Source organism: Aequitasia blattaphilus (genome assembly GCF_024721305.1).
GTDB lineage: Bacteria > Bacillota > Clostridia > Lachnospirales > Lachnospiraceae > Aequitasia > Aequitasia blattaphila.
Map to the genome: position 1 here is coordinate 26,532 of NZ_JAMXOD010000010.1, position 18,292 is coordinate 44,823.

Genomic DNA, 18,292 nt, shown 5'->3' on the forward strand with positions numbered 1-18,292 from the left:
GGAAAATTAATGGAGAATGGAACTTTCATTAACAATTATTAAGGTAAGAAAATGCCCTATGTAAGGTTTGTCAAATACAATAATGGAAAGATGAAGGAGGAGGTAATCATTATGAAGATACAAAAACCGGCTATGGCAGGAACTTTGGAATCCAGTGACTGTCAGGTAACAGTCGAAAAAGGGCAAGGAACAGTCGAGCTGGAGCTAAGTAGTAGTGTAATCAATCAGTATGGAGAGCAAATAAGGAGAGTTATACAAGAAACTCTTACAAAGCTTGAAGTAGAGGATGTCAAAATAGTAGTAGTTGATAAGGGGGCATTGGACTGCACCATCAGAGCGAGAGTAGAGTGTGCAGTCTACCGGGCAAATGAGGAAACAGGACCATGGAGGGAATTGGCATGAATCAAAATAAAAAGAGATTAAGAAGAACAATGATGTTTTTAAATGCTCAAAAGCCGGGTCTTATAAAAGATGCTTATATTTATCAACCAGATTCCATTATGTTTGATCTTGAGGATGCAGTAGCAGAGAATCAAAAGGATGCTGCAAGATACTCACTCTATCATGGACTTAAGACCATCGACTATCGAGGATGTGAGAAGATTGTTCGAATTAATGGACTAGATACGCCTTATTGGCGAGAAGATGTAAGATGTGCTGTGGCCGGTGGATGTGATGGGATTAGAGTACCAAAGACAGAGAGTGCAAGTCAGATCAAGCTGGTAGAAGGAGAAATTGTGAAAGCTGAAAGGGCTTATGAAGTAGAGGCGGGCAAGGTTCTGATTATGGCAGCAGTAGAGTCTGCAAGAGGAGTTATGAAGGCCATGGATGTATGCGAGGCTTCAGAAAGAATGTTTGGAATTGCTCTTTCAGGAGGTGATTATACGAGAGACTTGCAAACACATATCACCGGAACAGGCGTGGAGCTGATGGGAGCTAGACAGCAATTGATTATTGCGGCTCGAGCAGCAAAAGTGCAGTGCTTTGACACCGTTTATACGGATTTAGATAATATGGAGGGGTTCCGTAAAGAGGTGGAGACCATTCATCTTATGGGATTTGATGGAAAATCGATTGTGAATCCACGGCAGATAAGAGTGGTTCATGATATTTTTACTCCATCTCCCAAGGATATTTCTTTCTCAGAAAAAGTGGTACGGGAAATCGATGAAAAGAAAGAGAAAGGCATTGGAGTTTTCACAGTAGACGGAAAGATGATAGACATTGCTTTCTATGACGGAGCAAAGAGAATTTTGGATATGGCGAAAGCCTCAGGAGTTTACTAGGAGGGATGAAAATGTTGAATGCAGTTGGAAGAGACATACCGGAAGAAGTGGTGAAAAATACCAATAAGGAAATTTTTAAGGGGGTACATTATTATGATGGGTACACATATGAAAAAAAAGGACCGAAAACGAAGTGTGTTAACCGCTCCGGTGGAGATAAGCTGGTTGATAGTATTCGTGACGTATTGTTTAAATGTGGGATCAAAGATGGTATGACACTCAGTTTTCATCATCATTTTCGAGATGGTGACTATATCGTAAATATGGTGATGAAGGAAGTTCATACACTAGGGATTAAGGATATCACAATTTGTGCAAGTTCTTTGGGAAAGGCTCATGATCTATTGTGTGACTATATTGAAGATGGAACAATTACGGATATTCAATCCTCAGGAGTAAGAGGAAGGGTCGGACAGGCAATTTCAAGAGGGAAATTAAAGGGATATGCTATTATGCGTTCCCACGGAGGCCGAGTTCGGGCGATAGAATCTGGAGAAGTAAAAATTGATATTGCATTTATCGGAGCACCGACTTGTGATGATTATGGAAACTGCCGGGGGATTGGAGGCGTATCAAACTGTGGAGTTCTTTCTTATTCTATGGTAGATGCAGATTATGCAGATAAAGTTGTGGCAATTACAGATTGTTTGGTGCCTTTTCCGAATTTTCCGGCACATATATCTATGACGAAAGTGGATTATGTTGTGGAAGTGGATGAAATCGGTAATCCAGAAAAAATAGCAACCGGTGCAGCAAAACCAACGACGGACATGCGAAAGCTGATGATGGCTGATTACTGTACTCAATTTGTAATTAATACGCCTTATTTTAAAGACGGATTTTCCTACCAGACTGGTGTAGGAGGGGCGTCTATTGCTTCTACCATATCCTTAGCTAAGGTGATGAAAGAAAGAGATATCCGTATGGGATTTGGTGTTGGAGGTCTGACGAAACCAATGTGTGATTTGTTGATTAATGGTCAAGTGGACTGCCTGCTAGATACTCAGGATTTTGATTTGGATGCGGTAAAATCCGTTGAAAATATGAAGCATTTTCGTATTTCTGCATCAGAATATGCAAATCCTTTTAATAAAGGTGCAATTGTCAATAAATTAGATTTTGTGATTTTAGCGACTTTGGAAGTGGATGTCAACTTTAATTGTAATGTTGTTGTTGGATCGGATGGTGTAATTACTGGAGCACAAGGAGGTCATCCGGATACTGCAGCAGGTGCGAAGTGTACCGTGGTTTTGACTCCATTATTACAGGGAAGAACTCCGGCAGTATGCAATGAGGTTACTACAGTAACGACTCCAGGGGAATCGATTGATGTGGTCATTACAGAATATGGAATTGCTATTAATCCTGCAAGGCAAGACTTGATAGATTGTATGAAGGATGTAAAGCTTCCCTTTATGACGATAGAGGAATTGCGGGATATTGCTTATTCTATTGCTGGGGAGCCACAAAAGGTTGCCTTTGATGAACGAGTAGTAGGAATTATAGAAGGTCGAGATGGAACAATTATGGATGTGGTTCGTCAGGTGAAAATATGATAGAGACAATTCGAGAAGTAACAATGACAGAGGTAATGGCTTTTCGTGAAGAAAAGGCAGCAATTTGGAAGTTATTATCTAAAGAATATGAGAAGGAAACAATTATTAGTTTTGGACTTAATATTCCAGGGTCAATAAAGGTGACGGAGCAAATAATACAGGCCTTTGTTTATGGGATGAAATATATCGAAGCTGTCTTTCATGATATGGAAGTGGTGATTTATCGTAAAAAAGAGCAAAGGAGCTTTGCTGGATATAGTGTATCTTATGCATTGGCAGGAAGTAATGCCAGAGAATTAAAGAAGAAAATGGTGGAAATTGAGGAGAATCATCCTTTGGGAAGAATTTTTGACATTGATGTAATGGGAAAAGAAGGAAGCATTTCACGAAGAGAGGTGGGCGGGCTTCCCAGAAAATGTTTGCTCTGTGAGGAGGAAGCGAAGATCTGTAGTCGAAGCGTAGCTCATTCTCAGGAGGCGGTGCGTCAGAAAATGGAGAAGATGATTCATCAATATATAAGAAAAGGAGTGTGACAAAATGAAGGCACTTAGTTCTCAAACTATTCATGGAGCATGTAACAGAGTTGGAATACTTGCGTGGAAGTCTTTGTTAGAAGAGGTGTATACAACACTAAAACCAGGATTGGTTGACTGCTATTCGAACGGAGCCCATAAGGATATGAATGTGGCATTGTTTGAGCTAAGTGCACGAGTGATTTATCCTTACTTTTCAAGAATGACTTATGTGGGAAGGGTTATGGAAGGTAGTTATGAAGAAGTTTTCAAAGTAGTTAGAGAATGGGGAGTAGCGGCAGAAAGGGCAATGTTTAAAGGAACAAAAGGTGTCAATACTCATAAAGGTTTGATTTTTTCTATGGGCATTTTTTGTGCTGCATATGGTTTGTGCCGAAAGCATCATCATCAGATAAATTTGGACAACTTAATACAAGAGCAAACAGAGCTGGTAAGGACTACTCTTATGAAGGAGATTGGCGATATTGTAAAACTTAAGAGAGGACTTGGAGCCCGAGGAGAGGCTCTGAGCGGATACGCTTCTCTGCAAAAACTTGGCCTGCCCAAGCTGCAGCAAGGAATTCGAGAAGGTAGAAATTTTAATCAAGTCAAGATAGAAACACTTTTTTCTCTCATGACCCAAGTGGAAGATGCTAATGTTTTATCTCGTACAAATCCTGAGACTTTAAAAGAAATGCAGGAAATAGCGATTCACTTTATAGAGAATGGTGGGATGGGACAAGACAACGCATTTTTGAAATTGAAAAGATTGGATTCTTATTTTATTGGAAAAAATATTAGTCCGGGTGGATGTGCTGATTTGTTGGCACTAACAATCTTTATCAATAGTTTGTTAGGAGATGACGGACATGGAATACAATAAGATTACAGGAGAACCCTTCACAGAGGATAGGCGAGAAATGCTGATTTCATTTCTTAAAGAAAATCAAATTGATTATGACAGTGGTATTCAGTATAGTGTATTGCTCCTAAATGAGGATGACCAGGTGCTTGGTACGGGATCAATAGAGGACAACGTTCTCAAATGCTTTGCAATCAGCCAGGAAGCAAGAGGGATGGGTCTTATGGGAGTGCTTATCTCGGAGCTGACCCAATATGCTTATGAAAGAGGGCGCACCAATTTATTTGTTTATACCAAACCGGAAAATAGTGAGCTGTTTGAACAGTTGGGATTCTATTCTATTTTGGAAACAAAAGAGGTGCTTTTGATGGAAAATAGCCGAAGTAATTTCCAGGAGTTTAAGGGAAAGCTTGGAGGCTATAGTCAAAGGCCTTTCGCAGGTGCAGTGGTTATGAACTGTGATCCATTTACCTGGGGGCATAGATATTTGGTGGAGGAGGGGCTTAAGCACTGTGAGTTTCTTCACATTTTTGTCTTGGGAGATCATCGAAGCTTTTTTACGCCTAAACAACGATACGAAATGGTGCAAAAGGGAGTTAAGAATTTTGAACCAGTTAAGGTGCACATGGGTAATAATTACATGGTCTCTGCAGCAACTTTCCCAACATATTTTCGTAAAAATAAAGATCAAGCGTTACGAGCTAATTGCCGGCTTGATCTTCATCTGTTTGGTCAGGAAATAGCACCGGTGTTAGGCATAAAAAAGCGTCTAATAGGTACTGAGCCAAACTGTAAAATTACGAATCAGTACAATGCTGAAATGAAAAAAATATTGCCCCAATATGGTATTGAAGTAGTCGAAATACCGAGGAAACAGTGGAAAGATGAGGTGATTAGTGCTTCTCGGGTACGCACCTATTACCAAGAAGGGCAATGGGATAAAATAAAAAGCCTAGTGCCAAAGTCGACACTAGACCATCTTTTAAGCCTTAGGGAATAAAGCGATATCCTATACCACGAACGGTAACAATGTGGGTGGGTTTTTTGCTGTCATCTTCAATTTTACCTCGTAGGCGATTGATATAGACCATGATAGCATTATCATCTACGGCTACATCCGTTCCCCAAATTTGTTCGTAAATCATATCTTTTGTGAATATTTGATTTGGATGGTGGAGAAACATTGAGAATAAAGCACTTTCCTTATAGGAAAGGATAATTTCTTCACCATTCTTATAAAAACGCATCGTCGTGGTATCAAGAGTAAATTCACCTCTTTCAATCACCGTCTTTTGTTCTTCCTCCAGCTGCTTATTTCGTCGTAAGATTGCTTTTACCTTTGCACCGACAACTACGGGACGAAAAGGTTTTGTAATATAATCATCTGCACCCAATGAAAGCCCATACAAGGAGTCAAAATCTTCATTTCTTCCACTAATTACCATGACAGGGGTGGTTATTCCCTGAGCACGCATATGCTGGATTATCTCAAAGCCTTCCATATCACCCAGAGAAATATCAAGGAGTACAATATCGAAGGTGTGGTTTTTAAGCATGGTGAGAGCGGTAGCTCCATTTTCAGCAAGGGTACAGCTTAAATCATTGCTTTGCATTACTTTTTCTAATAACTTTCGGATCGCTGGATCATCGTCAACGATTAATACTCTATTTGCCATGTTCTTCTCCACAAGTTCTGTTAGTTGTTATATAATTATTATTATAAGGGGAGCTACGTATCAAGTCAATAAAGGGCAGGGTGTAATATGAAAAAAAAGAAAAGCCGTCGTGCGTTCATAAAAGTAGGAATTCTTTCCGGTGCAGCTTTGATTTTTGCGATTTTTATCTATATGGGTTATAGTATCTGGACGGATTATAAGAATCAAATTATTCAAGGACAAAAAGATCAGATGCTTTTGACTGCAAAATCCATTGCTGATGGAATGGAGGCAAATCTCACATCTTATGAGTATGATTTGGATTATTTATGTGAAATACAGAAGAATGATTTTTCCACTAAAGAAGCGTGGGAAGGTATAGCTTCGTATGTTAAGGTGCATAAGATGTTTGTTTATGATGTTCTTTTAGAAGATATTAAAGAAAACCAAATGCGAAGTGTTTCCGGCTTTACTATTAAGGAGGTCTTTTCAGATTCTCCTATTAATCATGAGACATCCATTCAATTTGTTGCCCTAACAAATGAGGAGAAATACATTGCAATCCGGCGTAAATTATCGGAAGTAGAATATTTGTCCATTCTTTTAGATGGAAAGAAGTACTACCAATCTATAATGGCTAATGTTCAAATGGGAAGCAATGGTTATGTGGTGATTAAGGACAGTGATGGGGTTATTCTTATGTATCCTACGGATGACCAGTTGGGGATTAATGTAATTGAAGGGAGAATGGAATTATATCCCCAGGCAGATTACACAAGCTTAAAAAGCATGATTGAGAAGCAAAAGGAGGGAAAGCAAGGTGTCAGCGAGTATTATTCCTACTGGTGGGAAAAATTAAAGAATCAGGATGAAAAGTCTGCACGGGTGAAGAAAATTAGTGCTTATGTACCAGCGTACTTAGGGGAATCTTTTTTGATTGTTAGTACGGTTATTGATTATGATGATATTTATGTGCCTATTGCTGAGGGATATATGAAGCTTTTTTTACTCTTTATTGCTGTATTGGTAATTATTCTATTTGTATTAATCTATAGTGGGCGGTTACTCATTCAGAGACAGAAGGATACCGAAAAGATAGAATATTTAACGGATTTAAATCATATTCTGGAAGAGATGCAAAAGAGTGAGGAAAATATTTCCCATAGCCAGCGTCTGCAGATTATGGGAACGATGACGGGAGGGATTGCCCATGAGTTTAACAACTTATTGACTCCTATTCTGGGCTATGCGGATTTGCTTCTATTAGAGTTGGAACATCAGCCAGAAGAGCATGAACAGGTGCAAGAAATTCAAGAGGCAGCATTAAAAGCGAAGGATATTATTCAACAACTTTCTTCCATGAGCCGTAAAAATATAGAAACTGTATTCAACAAGCTATCGGTTCTTGAGGTAATGCAGCGTTCACTGAAAATGGTACAGTCAATTTGTCCGGATAATATTAAGGTTGTTACGAAGATTTCAGATGAGGAGGTCTATGTTTTAGGAAACAGAACACAAATCAGTCAAGTACTTTTAAATATTACATTAAATGCAGTTCAAGCAATGGGGGCAGAGCCAGGAACCATCTGTATACACTGTGATAAGATTAAATGGATAGAATCTGATGAGTTGCCATCTTCTGAATTAGAGTTTGAGAAAGAGTATGTAAAAATAGAGATAGAAGATACTGGGCCGGGGATGAGTGAGGATATTATAAAACAAATTTTCACGCCCTTTTTTACCACGAAAAAAGGAGGAGCTGGAACGGGTCTTGGGCTTGCTTTGGTGGATCAGATTATTCGTTCTCATAAAGGTAGTGTGGTAGTCAATAGTGAAATTGGTTGTGGCAGTACTTTTACCATCTATTTACCAGTGGTGTCAGAAATGTATATAGAAGAATCTCGTATTCAGCGGCGTAACAGTGGGGAATATGTTTTAGTTGTAGATGACAATCAAAAAGTGCTATCAATGTTAACGAAAAATCTTGCCAAGGTGGGAATTACTGTATTAGGGGCAGATACATATCAGAAAGCCAGCGAAATGCTTACGGATCAAATTGGAATTGTTATTTTGGATCAAAGTATTTCTGGACAAAGTGCCATTCCAGTTGCAATGTCATTAAAGGCTCGGTTTCCGAACTTGATTCGATTAGTTGCGGTAGATGTAGTAGATCGAGAGATTCTCGAAGCAAAAAAACGAGAAATCATAGATGATTACCTTGAAAAACCTTTATCTGATATTGAGATTCTTAGAAAGGCCAGAACGGCGGCACAAAAACGCTAGTGATACAGTAAATCTTAACAGGTGTTAATCCAATTCTTAATATGAAATAAGAGTAGGAGTTCAATACTGTAAGGTTGAGCATTTATACTTCTATTATAAAATCAATTATTATAGGAGGAAAGATTATGAGTGAAGTAATGCTTGCAGTGTTAGGGTTTGCTGCCATAATAATGGTGATTACCTTGTTGCTGAGAAATGTAACGATTCCATCGATTGCTTTTATCGGTGTAGGTTTGCTGACTTCGGTGGTTTTAGTGGTTACAAGAACCTTTAGCATCAATGAAATGGGAGAATTTGTAAAAGAGGGAGTAGCAGATGTTCATGGTACGGCAGCACTATTTATTTTTTCAGTATTATTCTTTGGAATTATGAATGATGTAGGAATGTTTGATCGTATTATCAATGCGCTGGTTAAAAAAGTAGGAGATAATGTTATTGGCGTAACCTTGATGACTTGCTTGATTGCAATGATAGGACATTTAGATGGAGGTGGAGCTTCCACATTTTTAATTACGATTCCAGCAATGCTGCCAATTTATAAGAAGCTGAAAATGCGTCCCACAACACTTCTATTGATTTGTGTAACTGCTATGGGTGTAATGAATTTACTTCCTTGGGGTGGACCAACAATGCGTGCCGCTACTGTCTTAGGAATCGAGGCAAATGCTTTGTGGATGAAACTTATTCCTATGCAGATTGCAGGTATAGTTATTGCAATTGGAACAGCATTATTCTGGGGATATGTAGAGAAGAAGCGTGGAGCAGGTATTAATAGTACATTAGAAATTGAAGATTACTCCGAGCTTGAAGAAACTTCAAAAGAGGAAAGTGAAGAATTGGCAAGGCCTAAGTTATTTGTTTTTAATGTAATTCTTACTCTCTGTGTAATTGTTTCTTTGATTGCACTTTCAGATTTGCCAGCGTATTTCATTTTTATGGTCGGTTGTGCCATAGCGTTATTGGTTAATTATTCTGGTTCTAAATTACAGAACAAACGAATTAAGGCTCATGCAAGTTCAGCTCTGATGATGGCTTCAACGATTTTAGCAGCAGGAGTATTTTTAGGAGTATTAGAAAGTTCTGGTATTATGAACAACATGGCAACTGCAATTGCAGGCTTAATGCCGGCAGCAATGGGAAGATTTTTACCAATCATCATAGGTGTTCTATCGGTTCCGCTGTCGATGATGTTTTGTACGGATGCATATTTCTTTGGTTTATTGCCAGTGTTGATTACGGTGGGTAATGCTTTCGGTGTAAATCCAGTACACACAGCAATTGCAATGGTTGTTTGTCGCAACTGTGCAACCTTTATCAGTCCTGTTGTACCAGCAACATATTTAGGAATTGGATTGGCTGGAGTGGATATTAAGGCTCATATTAAAAGATGTTTCGGCTGGATGTGGAACGTTAGTGTCGCATGTCTGATTGTAGGAATTTTTACAGGTGTGATAAAATTTTAGATATAAAAGGGAACTGCCTGCTCGGCAGTTCCTTTTTATAGGATGTAAGAGTAGATAAAGATAAAATGGCAGATACTTCCCCCCATTACAAACAGGTGGAAGATTTCATGACTCCCGAAGTATTTATGCCTTCCATTGAAAATAGGAAGCTTTAAAGCGTAAATGATACCTCCTATTGTATAAATAATACCTCCGATTAATAACCACATAAAAGCGGCAGTACTTAAAGTATTCAATAATTTTGTGAAAGCCAGAACACAGGTCCAGCCCATGGCAATATAAAGAACACTGGATATCCATTTTGGACAGTAAATCCAAAGTGCCTTCAGGACAATACCAAAGATGGCAATTCCCCATACGATACTTAGTAAGATAATTCCGGTTCGGCCTTTTAATACCAGAAGACATACAGGGGTATAGGTTCCAGCAATTAGAATGCTGATCATCATGTGATCAAATTTTTTTAAAATACGGTTTATACGTTCAGAGCGGTTGAAAGTATGATAAGTTGTACTTGCGAAATAAAGCAAGATTAAGCTGATAGCGTATATTGTAACAGCAACAAGTGATATTGGATCCGGATTATGGTATGCTTTTATAATAAGGGGGATTGCCGCAAATATTGCCATAAGCATTCCGATAAAATGTGTAATTGCACTACCTGGATCTTTGATTTTTTCTTTGATTATTTTTGACATAAGCACCTCCATCACGACATGTAGTTTTGAAAACTACATGAAGCATATACAAATACTACAACTCTTGTGTGGAAATGTCAATAGGGGAATCACATAAATGTGATTCCCCTAAAAAATATCTGCAGCTAAGGCAAATTTTGATTTTAGTAGTTTACAACAGCTCTTTCGAAGTAGGCTTGTGGATGTGCACATACAGGACAGACATCTGGAGCATCTTCTGCATTATGAATGTATCCGCAGTTTCCACATTTCCATCCCAAAGGAGCATCTCCCTTAAAGGTAGTACCATTGTTATAAGCTTCTAGCAATTTACGATAGCGTTTTTCATGTGTTGCTTCAACAGCAGCAACTCCATCAAATTTCTTTGCTAAGTCTTCAAAGCCTTCTTCTCTGGCTTCTTCTGCCATTCTCTTATACATGTCAGTCCATTCATAGTTCTCACCAGCAGCAGCATCTTCCAGGTTTGCTGCAACATCACCGATACCGTGATATTCTTTAAACCACATTTTCGCATGTTCTTTTTCATTGATTGCAGTTTCCATAAAGATATTCTGCATTTGTACAAACCCTGCTTTTTTTGCAGCAGATGCGTAATAGTCATACTTATTACGAGCCATTGATTCCCCTGCAAATGCTTCCATTAAGTTTTTCTCGGTTTTTGTTCCATCATATTTTGACATTGATATTACCTCCTTATCGTAATTGTTAATGTTGTTACCTTGTTTAGCTGAAATATCTTTTTAATAGACCTTCAAAAGCTTTACCGTGTCTTGCTTCGTCTTTAGCCATTTCGTGAACCGTATCATGAATTGCATCCAGATTTTGTTCTTTTGCTCTTTTTGCAAGATCAAATTTACCAGCAGTTGCTCCATTTTCAGCATCTACACGCATTTCCAGATTTTTCTTAGTACTGTCTGTTACAACTTCTCCTAAGAGCTCTGCGAATTTTGCTGCATGTTCTGCTTCCTCATAAGCAGCCTTTTCCCAATAAAGACCAATTTCAGGATAGCCTTCTCTATGTGCGACTCTTGACATTGCCAGATACATACCAACCTCTGTGCATTCCCCTTCAAAATTAGCTCTTAGATCCATTAAAATATCTTCACTGACCCCTTTTGCAATTCCAACGATGTGCTCAGCAGCCCATTCTTTTTCCCCAGATTGTTCCTTGAATTTTTCGGCAGGAGCTTTACATTGTGGACACTGCTCTGGTGGTGTTTCACCTTCATATACATAACCACAAACTCCACATACCCATTTTTTCATTTTATAGTACCTCCTCAATATATTTTATAAAATAGTAATAGTTACTATTATTATAATCAAGATTATCATGGATTTTCAGATTTGTCAACTCTCAAACAATCTTCACAAACTCCATAAAAGACAACTGCATGTGTATTTATTTCACCACTATAGGATTTAGAAGCTTTTTTATCTAATTCATCAAAATCCTTTTGTGTCAACATCAAGTCATCTACTTTTCCACATTTTGTACAGATAACGTGATAATGGGGAACGCTGACCTTGTCAAAACGTACGCCTCCGTTTTCTGTAGTGATTTTTATGATTTCTCCCATGTCAGCAAGTAGATTTAAATTCCTATAGACAGTTCCTAAACTAATATTGGGAAATTGTTTTCTCATATGTAAATACACAGTATCTGCGGTGGGATGTTCTTCGGTTTGCATTAGGTACTCTTTTATATATGCACGTTGTTTACTATATTTTAACTTCTGCATGCAAAAACCACCTTTCAAAATAGTAATAATTATCGTTAAAATCATCATAGTACAGGAGCTATTTAAAGTCAATTCAACTGATTGAAGTTTTCGTTATTGTTTATGAATCTTTATTTTTATTTTACAAAGGATTGAATTATACAAAGTGACAAAAAAAAAATAGTACTTGCCAAGTTTTGAGAAAGTAGTTATCCAAGTTATCCACATTAAAAAATGCGAAAAACGTGGAAAAAAGAGGATTTATGACTTTTTATCCACATTATCCACACAAAAAAGGATGATTTTGGGGGATTACTTACCTCAAAAAAAGAACGAACGTTTTGTTGAGTTTTGATAAAAACACGCCTTTTTATAAAAAAATATGAATCGGCATTGACATTTAAAGTGTCACACATAAAGAAAAAATGAGAGGAATAGTGTGAAAATAAATAGTCGTATTTACTTTAGCAGTTTTTAGTTCTATAATAAGAGGACAAGTAAAAAGGAGGCATAGTTATGGCGAATATTACAAAAGATATGACGATTGGTGAGCTATTAAGTATAAATGCAGGTGTTGCGCCAATTTTGATGGAAGTGGGAATGCATTGTTTGGGATGCCCTTCAGCACAGGGAGAAACCTTGGAAGAGGCGGCAATGGTTCACGGAATGGATGCAGACTTATTAGTCGCTAAAATTAATGCATTTGTTGATGCAAAATAATGGTTACAAATTAAAAGATACCAGAGGGTTCATTCTCTGGTATCTTTATTTCTAGTATTCAATTATAATGATGCAAGTTTTTGTATTGCATCTGCTGAAATAATAATTTCACAGTGTTCTTCCAAATATGCAAGAGTAGCACTGGAGGCCTTTTCATTAGAACCGTATTCTGAAAGCATATTGCATATGCGGTTAAAAGCATTTGTTGTCATTTCAGACTGGGTAATTGCAAGGATATACATATCCTCTTTCCCATCCTTATATAAGGTATTGGATCCACTATACATACTATTTAAGAGGTTAGCCACCTCAATGACTTGATCCATTGTAGTGAAAGAAAATAAGTGCAAACCTGCATTAACCGCTGTACCTGTTTTGGCGGGGACTGGGTTTTGTGCAGTTTTATCCTTAACCTTTCCAATATAATCCATATAATTATCAGCTCCCTCGAGTTTATCTACTGTGTCTAGGTCTGATTCAACTTCGACTTTTGGTTGTGGTGAAAATCGTGAAAATCTAGCGTCTAGTTCTTCGGGATTTTCTACTTTTGTAATAATCAATACGATGGAGTCTGCTGCAGGGATTGCCTCTATCATAAGAGGAATATCTTCTGCTTCAAAGCCAAACTCGAATGCTGCTTGTTGCATCATATCTTGGAAAAGTGATTTTGCTTTTTCGGTTCCATAGGCCAGTTCGCTAAGTTGTAGTTGCCTAGAGGCCAAATCGGCTCTGGTCAATGTGCAGCGAATCTGATGGTCATTAATTTTTTCAATCTTCATAATATCACTTCCTTTTCCATATTATAGCATACAGATGTTCCCATATTCAATTAAATATGTATAAAGATAATAATAGAGGGATAAAATGTGCTTGCTATATCTTCATTTGTTTATTATAATGAGACAAAGAGACTGAACTGAATTGCAAATTGTCTAATAAAGAAATCATAAGGTTTGTTCAAGCCAATTTCCCGGAAATTAATCAGAAGAAAGTAAATAAGTTTAGTGTGTTGCACTTGTATCACAAAAATAAGTATTACATACGCGTTTGCTATTCAAGTTTTGGTCGGAAAGGAGGATCTATTGAGAAGTGATGCCAACGATCTGGATGAGTTTCTTAAAGAGCTTATAGGATATGAAAGGCAGGGGGTATACATTTATATGGAGGATACACCAACAAGTGCCTTTGATGTTGTTGAAGCACATATGGTCAAAGAAAAAGGCAGCTATATGAGAGAGTACATCTTAGATGAAAGTGGCAAAATTTTGGAATTGTATTTTCATTATGTAGGAAAATGCGAACACGAAGTATAGGAAGCTGTAAGTACCCTCTAAATACCTATAAAATGTCGAAAACTGTGTAAATAATTAATGACGGGGTTTTAATTTATTGCTATAATGGGTAAGGTAGGAGGTGGCAAATGGAAGAAAGACGAAAAAGGCCGGTACAATCCAGTAGAAGAAAAAGAACAAGGAAGCCACAGAACAAGAGAAGAAGAGAGCGTAGTCTTGCATTTAAGGCGATTTTTTCGGGTCTTGGAATTATTGGAATTTTTATTGCGGCATTCTTATGGAATCGATACAGTCCTTCAGAAGATGAAGTGAATTTAAATGAATATTATGGGATTGAAAATGAAGGACAAGTAGCATTGGTAATCAATAATGAAGTGGTGGAGTCCAAAGGGAAGATTGAAGAAGGAAAAACCTATATTCAATATGAGACTTTAAGGGATAAAATTAATAGTAGATTTTACTGGGATCCAAATGAGAATTTACTTCTCTATACCTTACCCAATGATATTGTAACAGTGCCTGTTGGCAGTAAAGATTATACGGTCTCTAAGGAGAAAAATTCAGAAGATTATACGATATTGAAAACAGAAGGAAGTACGGCATATATTGCTCTTGATTTTATCAAGAAATACACCAATATGGCGTATGAGATTTATAAGGATCCAGACCGGGCAGTGATTGAAACAGACTGGTCAAATCAAATGGCAAAGGCTAAAAAGGATACGCAGATTCGTTATCAGGCAGGAATAAAAAGTCCTGTACTTTCTCAGGTAAAAAAATCATCTAAAGTAGTTCTGATTGAGGAGGAAGGTGATTGGGAGAAGGTAAAGACTGAAGATGGGTTTATCGGGTATATCAAACAAAGCCAGCTTTCCAAGGGAGAGGATCAGGCAGCTCCGGAGGGTTACCTGGAACCGGAATATACAAGTATCAGTAAGGATTATACCATCAACATGGCATGGCACAATGTAACCAATGAGGTTGCAAATGGAAATGTACTGGAAACAATTGCCAGCACAAAGGGACTTAATACCATATCCCCAACATGGTTTCATGTAGGAGATGTATCAGGAACACTGCAGTCCATAGCATCCAGCCAGTATGTGAACTATTGCCATCAATCCGGTATAGAAGTGTGGGCTGCTATTCGAGATTTTGATGGAGGAATCAACTCTTATGAAGAAAGCTTTGAGCTTTTACGCTACACATCTAGAAGAGAGAACTTGATTAGTCAATTAATCGGTGCGGCACTTCAAAGTGGAATTGATGGAATCAATCTGGATTTCGAAAAGATTAGTGAAGAATGCGGAGAGCATTATATCCAATTTGTTCGGGAACTTTCTGTAAGATGCCGACAAAATGGACTGGTTTTTTCAATCGATAATTATGTGCCGAAGGGATTTAATGCTCATTATAATAGAAAAGAGCAGGGAGTTTTTGCGGACTATGTTGTGATTATGGGGTATGATGAACATTGGGGAGGCTCTCCAGAAGCTGGAAGTGTGGCCTCGTACTCTTTTGTAAAAGATGGAATTGAAGAAACAATGAAAGAGGTACCCGCAGAAAAAATCATCAGTGGTATGCCCTTCTTTACAAGGCTTTGGTCGGAGACACCAAAAACAGCAGAGGAAATATCGGCTGGAAAGGGAACAGATGGGGAGAACTATTCTGTGAATGTAACCAGTGAAGCATTAGGTATGGTTGCTGCGCAAAGTGTTCTGACACAAAATGGAATTGAAGCAGCCTGGGATGATGAGATGAAGCAATACTATGCTAGCTGGACAATCGAAAATACAACGTATAGAATCTGGATGGAAAACGAAGCTTCATTAGAAGAAAAGCTTAAGCTAATGAAGGAAAATAATTTGGCAGGTTGTGCTTTTTGGGCGCTTGGCCAAGAGGATTCTAATATATGGAATCTCGTAGTTAAATATGTAAATTAATAAAGAGAAGCATCTCCAATGATTGCGGTAAAATCAAAGGAGATGTTTTCTATTGTGCAAGAATAGAAGGGGTAGTATAATAGAATTTATGAAAACAAAAGTCTTGCAAATAAATGAAAATGAGATCGGCCAGGAGGCTGAGATAAAGAAAATAGAAGAAGCCGGAGAAATATTAAGATCCGGCGGTCTTGTTGCGTTTCCCACCGAAACGGTTTATGGATTGGGGGGAGATGCGCTTCACAAAGAAGGGGCAAAGAAAATTTATAAAGCGAAGGGGCGACCTTCGGATAACCCCTTGATTATTCATATTATCAGGCTTGAGGATTTGAGTCGGATTGTAACGGGAGTGACTCCGATTATTGAAAAGCTATTAGACAGGTTCTGGCCGGGACCCTTGACAATTATTCTGAAGAAAACAGAAGAGGTGCCCTATGAGACTAGTGGGGGATTAGATACAGTAGCGATTCGTATGCCTGATCATAAGATTGCAAGAGCAATTATAGATTCTGGTGGAGGGTTTATTGCGGCACCCAGTGCAAATACGTCGGGGAAGCCAAGTCCTACGAGTGCAGCTCATGTAGTGGATGATTTATCAGGAAGAATTGATATGGTGGTAGATGGTGGAGAGGTAGAGATTGGTGTAGAGTCTACTATATTGGATTTGACAGTGGAGCCACCGATGATTCTTAGACCTGGTGCAATAACAAAAGAAATGCTTGAAGAAATTCTTCCAAAAGTAGTAGATGATCCAGGATTTCAAAAGGAGAATGAAAGACAATCTCCGAAAGCACCAGGAATGAAGTATCGTCATTATGCCCCAAAGGCAACTCTTTATATTGTGAGTGGAAAAAGTGATGAGGCGGTTGATAAAATCAATCAACTTGCAGCGGCAGACACAAAAAGGGGATTGAAGGTTGGAATCATTGGGACCAAAGAGAATATGGAGCAGTATTCGGAAGGTGTTATAAAGTGTATTGGCAGTCGTAAAAGTGGTATTGACATTGCCAGACATTTATATAAAGTATTAAGAGAGTTTGATACAGAAGAAGTAGATGTGATTTACAGTGAGTCATTTGAGGAGTCGGGGATAGGGAAAGCAATTATGAACCGTCTTTTAAAAGCAGCGAGTCATCAAATTATTAATTCATAAGAGGAGGAAGACAGTAATGTCAAAGGTACATGTTATGGATCATCCATTGATTCAGCACAAAATTACTTATATTAGAAGAAAGGAAACCGGATCAAAGGATTTTCGAAATATGGTGGGAGAAATTGCGGCGCTGATGTGCTACGAAGCAACGAGGGACCTGAAGCTAAAGGATGTGGAAATAGAAACACCGATGGGCAAGATGGTTGGAAAAGAGTTAAGTGGTAAGAAGCTGGCAATTGTTCCGATTTTAAGAGCGGGGCTTGGAATGGTGGATGGAATGCTGAATATGATTCCAGCGGCAAAGGTTGGTCATATTGGGTTATACCGTGATCCGGAAACCCTAAAGCCAGTTGAATATTACTGTAAGCTTCCGGCAGACAGCAGCGAAAGAGAAGTATTTGTTGTGGATCCAATGCTTGCAACTGGGGGATCCAGTGTGGCAGCGATTCAGATGCTAAAAGATAAGGGAGTGACAAACATTCGTTTTATGTGTGTTATCGCAGCACCAGAAGGGGTGGCACTTATGCAAAAGGAACATCCAGATGTAGATATTTATATTGGGGCATTAGATGAAAAGCTTAATGATCATGCATATATTGTTCCAGGACTTGGAGATGCAGGAGATCGTATCTTTGGAACGAAGTAAGAGTGGGAGCGGCCTATGACAAGTAAAAGAAAAGACTATTTAAGCTGGGACGAATATTTTATGAGTGTAGCTTTTTTATCCGGTATGCGTTCCAAGGATCCAAACACCCAAGTAGGGTGTTGCATTGTAGACCAGGAAAACAAGATTTTATCTATGGGATATAACGGTCTCCCTAAAGGATGCTCTGACGATGAATTTCCTTGGGTGAGAGAAGGTGAAGATCCTCTGGAGACCAAATATGTGTATACGGTGCATAGTGAGCTGAATGCAATTTTAAATTACAAAGGAGGCAGTTTGGACGATAGCAAGATATATGTATCTTTGTTCCCTTGTAATGAATGTGCAAAAGCGATTATTCAATCTGGTATCAAGGAAGTGATTTATGGTGATAATAAGTATGAAGACTCTACAGCAGTCAAGGCTTCTATGCGAATGTTTGATGCGGCAGGAGTACGCTATCATCCTTATCACTGGACTGGAAGGGAAATAAAATTCAAGATATAGG

20 protein-coding genes are annotated in these 18,292 nt (G+C 38.4%); 14 read left to right on the forward strand and 6 right to left on the reverse strand.

Annotated elements, in window-relative coordinates; translation table 11 throughout:
* Window positions 1-111: 111 nt before the first annotated feature.
* Genes citD through citC form a run of 6 tightly spaced genes read left to right on the forward strand, consistent with a single transcriptional unit; the run spans window position 112 to window position 5,216 of the window.
* Window positions 112-402: a citrate lyase acyl carrier protein gene (gene citD / locus NHH15_RS08130; protein WP_262066159.1), complete on the forward strand. Its 291-nt coding sequence runs from the start codon at window positions 112-114 to the stop codon at window positions 400-402.
* Window positions 399-1,286: an aldolase/citrate lyase family protein gene (locus NHH15_RS08135; RefSeq protein WP_262066160.1), complete on the forward strand. Its 888-nt coding sequence runs from the start codon at window positions 399-401 to the stop codon at window positions 1,284-1,286. Before citD ends, NHH15_RS08135 begins: the two co-directional genes overlap by 4 nt.
* Before the next feature lie 11 nt (window positions 1,287-1,297).
* Entirely contained in the window at window positions 1,298-2,842 is a 1,545-nt protein-coding gene (citF, locus tag NHH15_RS08140) for a citrate lyase subunit alpha (RefSeq protein WP_262066243.1), read from the forward strand.
* Entirely contained in the window at window positions 2,839-3,375 is a 537-nt protein-coding gene (gene citX / locus NHH15_RS08145; protein WP_262066161.1) for a citrate lyase holo-[acyl-carrier protein] synthase, read from the forward strand. The genes citF and citX overlap by 4 nt, the downstream gene beginning before the upstream one ends.
* A 4-nt stretch (window positions 3,376-3,379) precedes the next feature.
* Complete coding sequence (locus tag NHH15_RS08150) at window positions 3,380-4,237, forward strand: triphosphoribosyl-dephospho-CoA synthase (RefSeq protein ID WP_262066162.1); 858 nt, start codon at window positions 3,380-3,382, stop codon at window positions 4,235-4,237.
* The gene (gene citC, locus NHH15_RS08155; protein ID WP_262066163.1) at window positions 4,224-5,216 is read left to right on the forward strand and encodes a [citrate (pro-3S)-lyase] ligase; all 993 of its coding nucleotides are present in this window, start codon (window positions 4,224-4,226) and stop codon (window positions 5,214-5,216) included. The genes NHH15_RS08150 and citC overlap by 14 nt, the downstream gene beginning before the upstream one ends.
* Here citC and NHH15_RS08160 read toward each other — a convergent pair.
* On the reverse strand, window positions 5,206-5,892 hold the full coding sequence (locus NHH15_RS08160) for a response regulator transcription factor (RefSeq protein ID WP_262066164.1): 687 nt from the start codon (window positions 5,890-5,892) through the stop codon (window positions 5,206-5,208). The genes citC and NHH15_RS08160 overlap by 11 nt on opposite strands.
* An 87-nt stretch (window positions 5,893-5,979) precedes the next feature.
* Here NHH15_RS08160 and NHH15_RS08165 point away from each other — a divergent pair, with 87 nt between their 5' ends.
* Window positions 5,980-8,154 carry an ATP-binding protein gene (locus NHH15_RS08165; protein ID WP_262066165.1) on the forward strand — a complete coding sequence of 725 codons (2,175 nt, stop codon included), beginning with the start codon at window positions 5,980-5,982 and terminating at the stop codon, window positions 8,152-8,154.
* A gap of 74 nt (window positions 8,155-8,228) precedes the next feature.
* Window positions 8,229-9,617 carry a CitMHS family transporter gene (locus tag NHH15_RS08170; RefSeq protein ID WP_276008780.1) on the forward strand — a complete coding sequence of 463 codons (1,389 nt, stop codon included), beginning with the start codon at window positions 8,229-8,231 and terminating at the stop codon, window positions 9,615-9,617.
* 35 nt (window positions 9,618-9,652) lie between these two features.
* On the opposite strand, the gene trhA is transcribed toward NHH15_RS08170, so the two are convergent.
* The 4 genes from trhA to NHH15_RS08190 form a co-directional block, all read right to left on the reverse strand.
* The gene (gene trhA / locus NHH15_RS08175; RefSeq protein ID WP_262066166.1) at window positions 9,653-10,315 is read right to left on the reverse strand and encodes a PAQR family membrane homeostasis protein TrhA; all 663 of its coding nucleotides are present in this window, start codon (window positions 10,313-10,315) and stop codon (window positions 9,653-9,655) included.
* A gap of 143 nt (window positions 10,316-10,458) precedes the next feature.
* Entirely contained in the window at window positions 10,459-10,995 is a 537-nt protein-coding gene (gene rbr, locus NHH15_RS08180; protein ID WP_262066167.1) for a rubrerythrin, read from the reverse strand.
* A gap of 43 nt (window positions 10,996-11,038) precedes the next feature.
* Window positions 11,039-11,581, reverse strand: a complete 543-nt coding sequence (locus NHH15_RS08185) for an NADH peroxidase (RefSeq protein ID WP_262066168.1) — start codon at window positions 11,579-11,581, stop codon at window positions 11,039-11,041.
* Window positions 11,582-11,646: 65 nt separating this feature from the next.
* Window positions 11,647-12,057 (reverse strand): Fur family transcriptional regulator, encoded by a 411-nt coding sequence (locus NHH15_RS08190; RefSeq protein WP_262066169.1) that lies wholly within the window; start codon window positions 12,055-12,057, stop codon window positions 11,647-11,649.
* 495 nt (window positions 12,058-12,552) lie between these two features.
* Here NHH15_RS08190 and NHH15_RS08195 point away from each other — a divergent pair, with 495 nt between their 5' ends.
* Complete coding sequence (locus NHH15_RS08195) at window positions 12,553-12,756, forward strand: DUF1858 domain-containing protein (protein ID WP_262066170.1); 204 nt, start codon at window positions 12,553-12,555, stop codon at window positions 12,754-12,756.
* 62 nt (window positions 12,757-12,818) lie between these two features.
* Here NHH15_RS08195 and NHH15_RS08200 read toward each other — a convergent pair whose 3' ends face one another.
* Entirely contained in the window at window positions 12,819-13,535 is a 717-nt protein-coding gene (locus NHH15_RS08200; RefSeq protein WP_262066171.1) for an adaptor protein MecA, read from the reverse strand.
* 303 nt (window positions 13,536-13,838) lie between these two features.
* On the opposite strand from NHH15_RS08200, the gene NHH15_RS08205 reads away from it, so the two are divergent.
* The 5 genes from NHH15_RS08205 (at window position 13,839) to NHH15_RS08225 (ending at window position 18,291) form a co-directional block, all read left to right on the forward strand.
* Complete coding sequence (locus tag NHH15_RS08205) at window positions 13,839-14,069, forward strand: hypothetical protein (protein WP_262066172.1); 231 nt, start codon at window positions 13,839-13,841, stop codon at window positions 14,067-14,069.
* Window positions 14,070-14,176: 107 nt separating this feature from the next.
* The gene (locus NHH15_RS08210; RefSeq protein WP_262066173.1) at window positions 14,177-15,991 is read left to right on the forward strand and encodes a glycosyl hydrolase family 18 protein; all 1,815 of its coding nucleotides are present in this window, start codon (window positions 14,177-14,179) and stop codon (window positions 15,989-15,991) included.
* 88 nt (window positions 15,992-16,079) lie between these two features.
* Entirely contained in the window at window positions 16,080-17,141 is a 1,062-nt protein-coding gene (locus tag NHH15_RS08215) for an L-threonylcarbamoyladenylate synthase (protein WP_262066174.1), read from the forward strand.
* A 16-nt stretch (window positions 17,142-17,157) separates the two neighbouring features.
* Window positions 17,158-17,787 carry a uracil phosphoribosyltransferase gene (gene upp, locus NHH15_RS08220; RefSeq protein WP_262066175.1) on the forward strand — a complete coding sequence of 210 codons (630 nt, stop codon included), beginning with the start codon at window positions 17,158-17,160 and terminating at the stop codon, window positions 17,785-17,787.
* A gap of 15 nt (window positions 17,788-17,802) precedes the next feature.
* A complete protein-coding gene (locus NHH15_RS08225) occupies window positions 17,803-18,291 on the forward strand; it encodes a deoxycytidylate deaminase (protein WP_262066176.1) in 489 nt (162 codons plus the stop codon).
* The last annotated feature ends 1 nt before the right edge of the window (window position 18,292 follow it).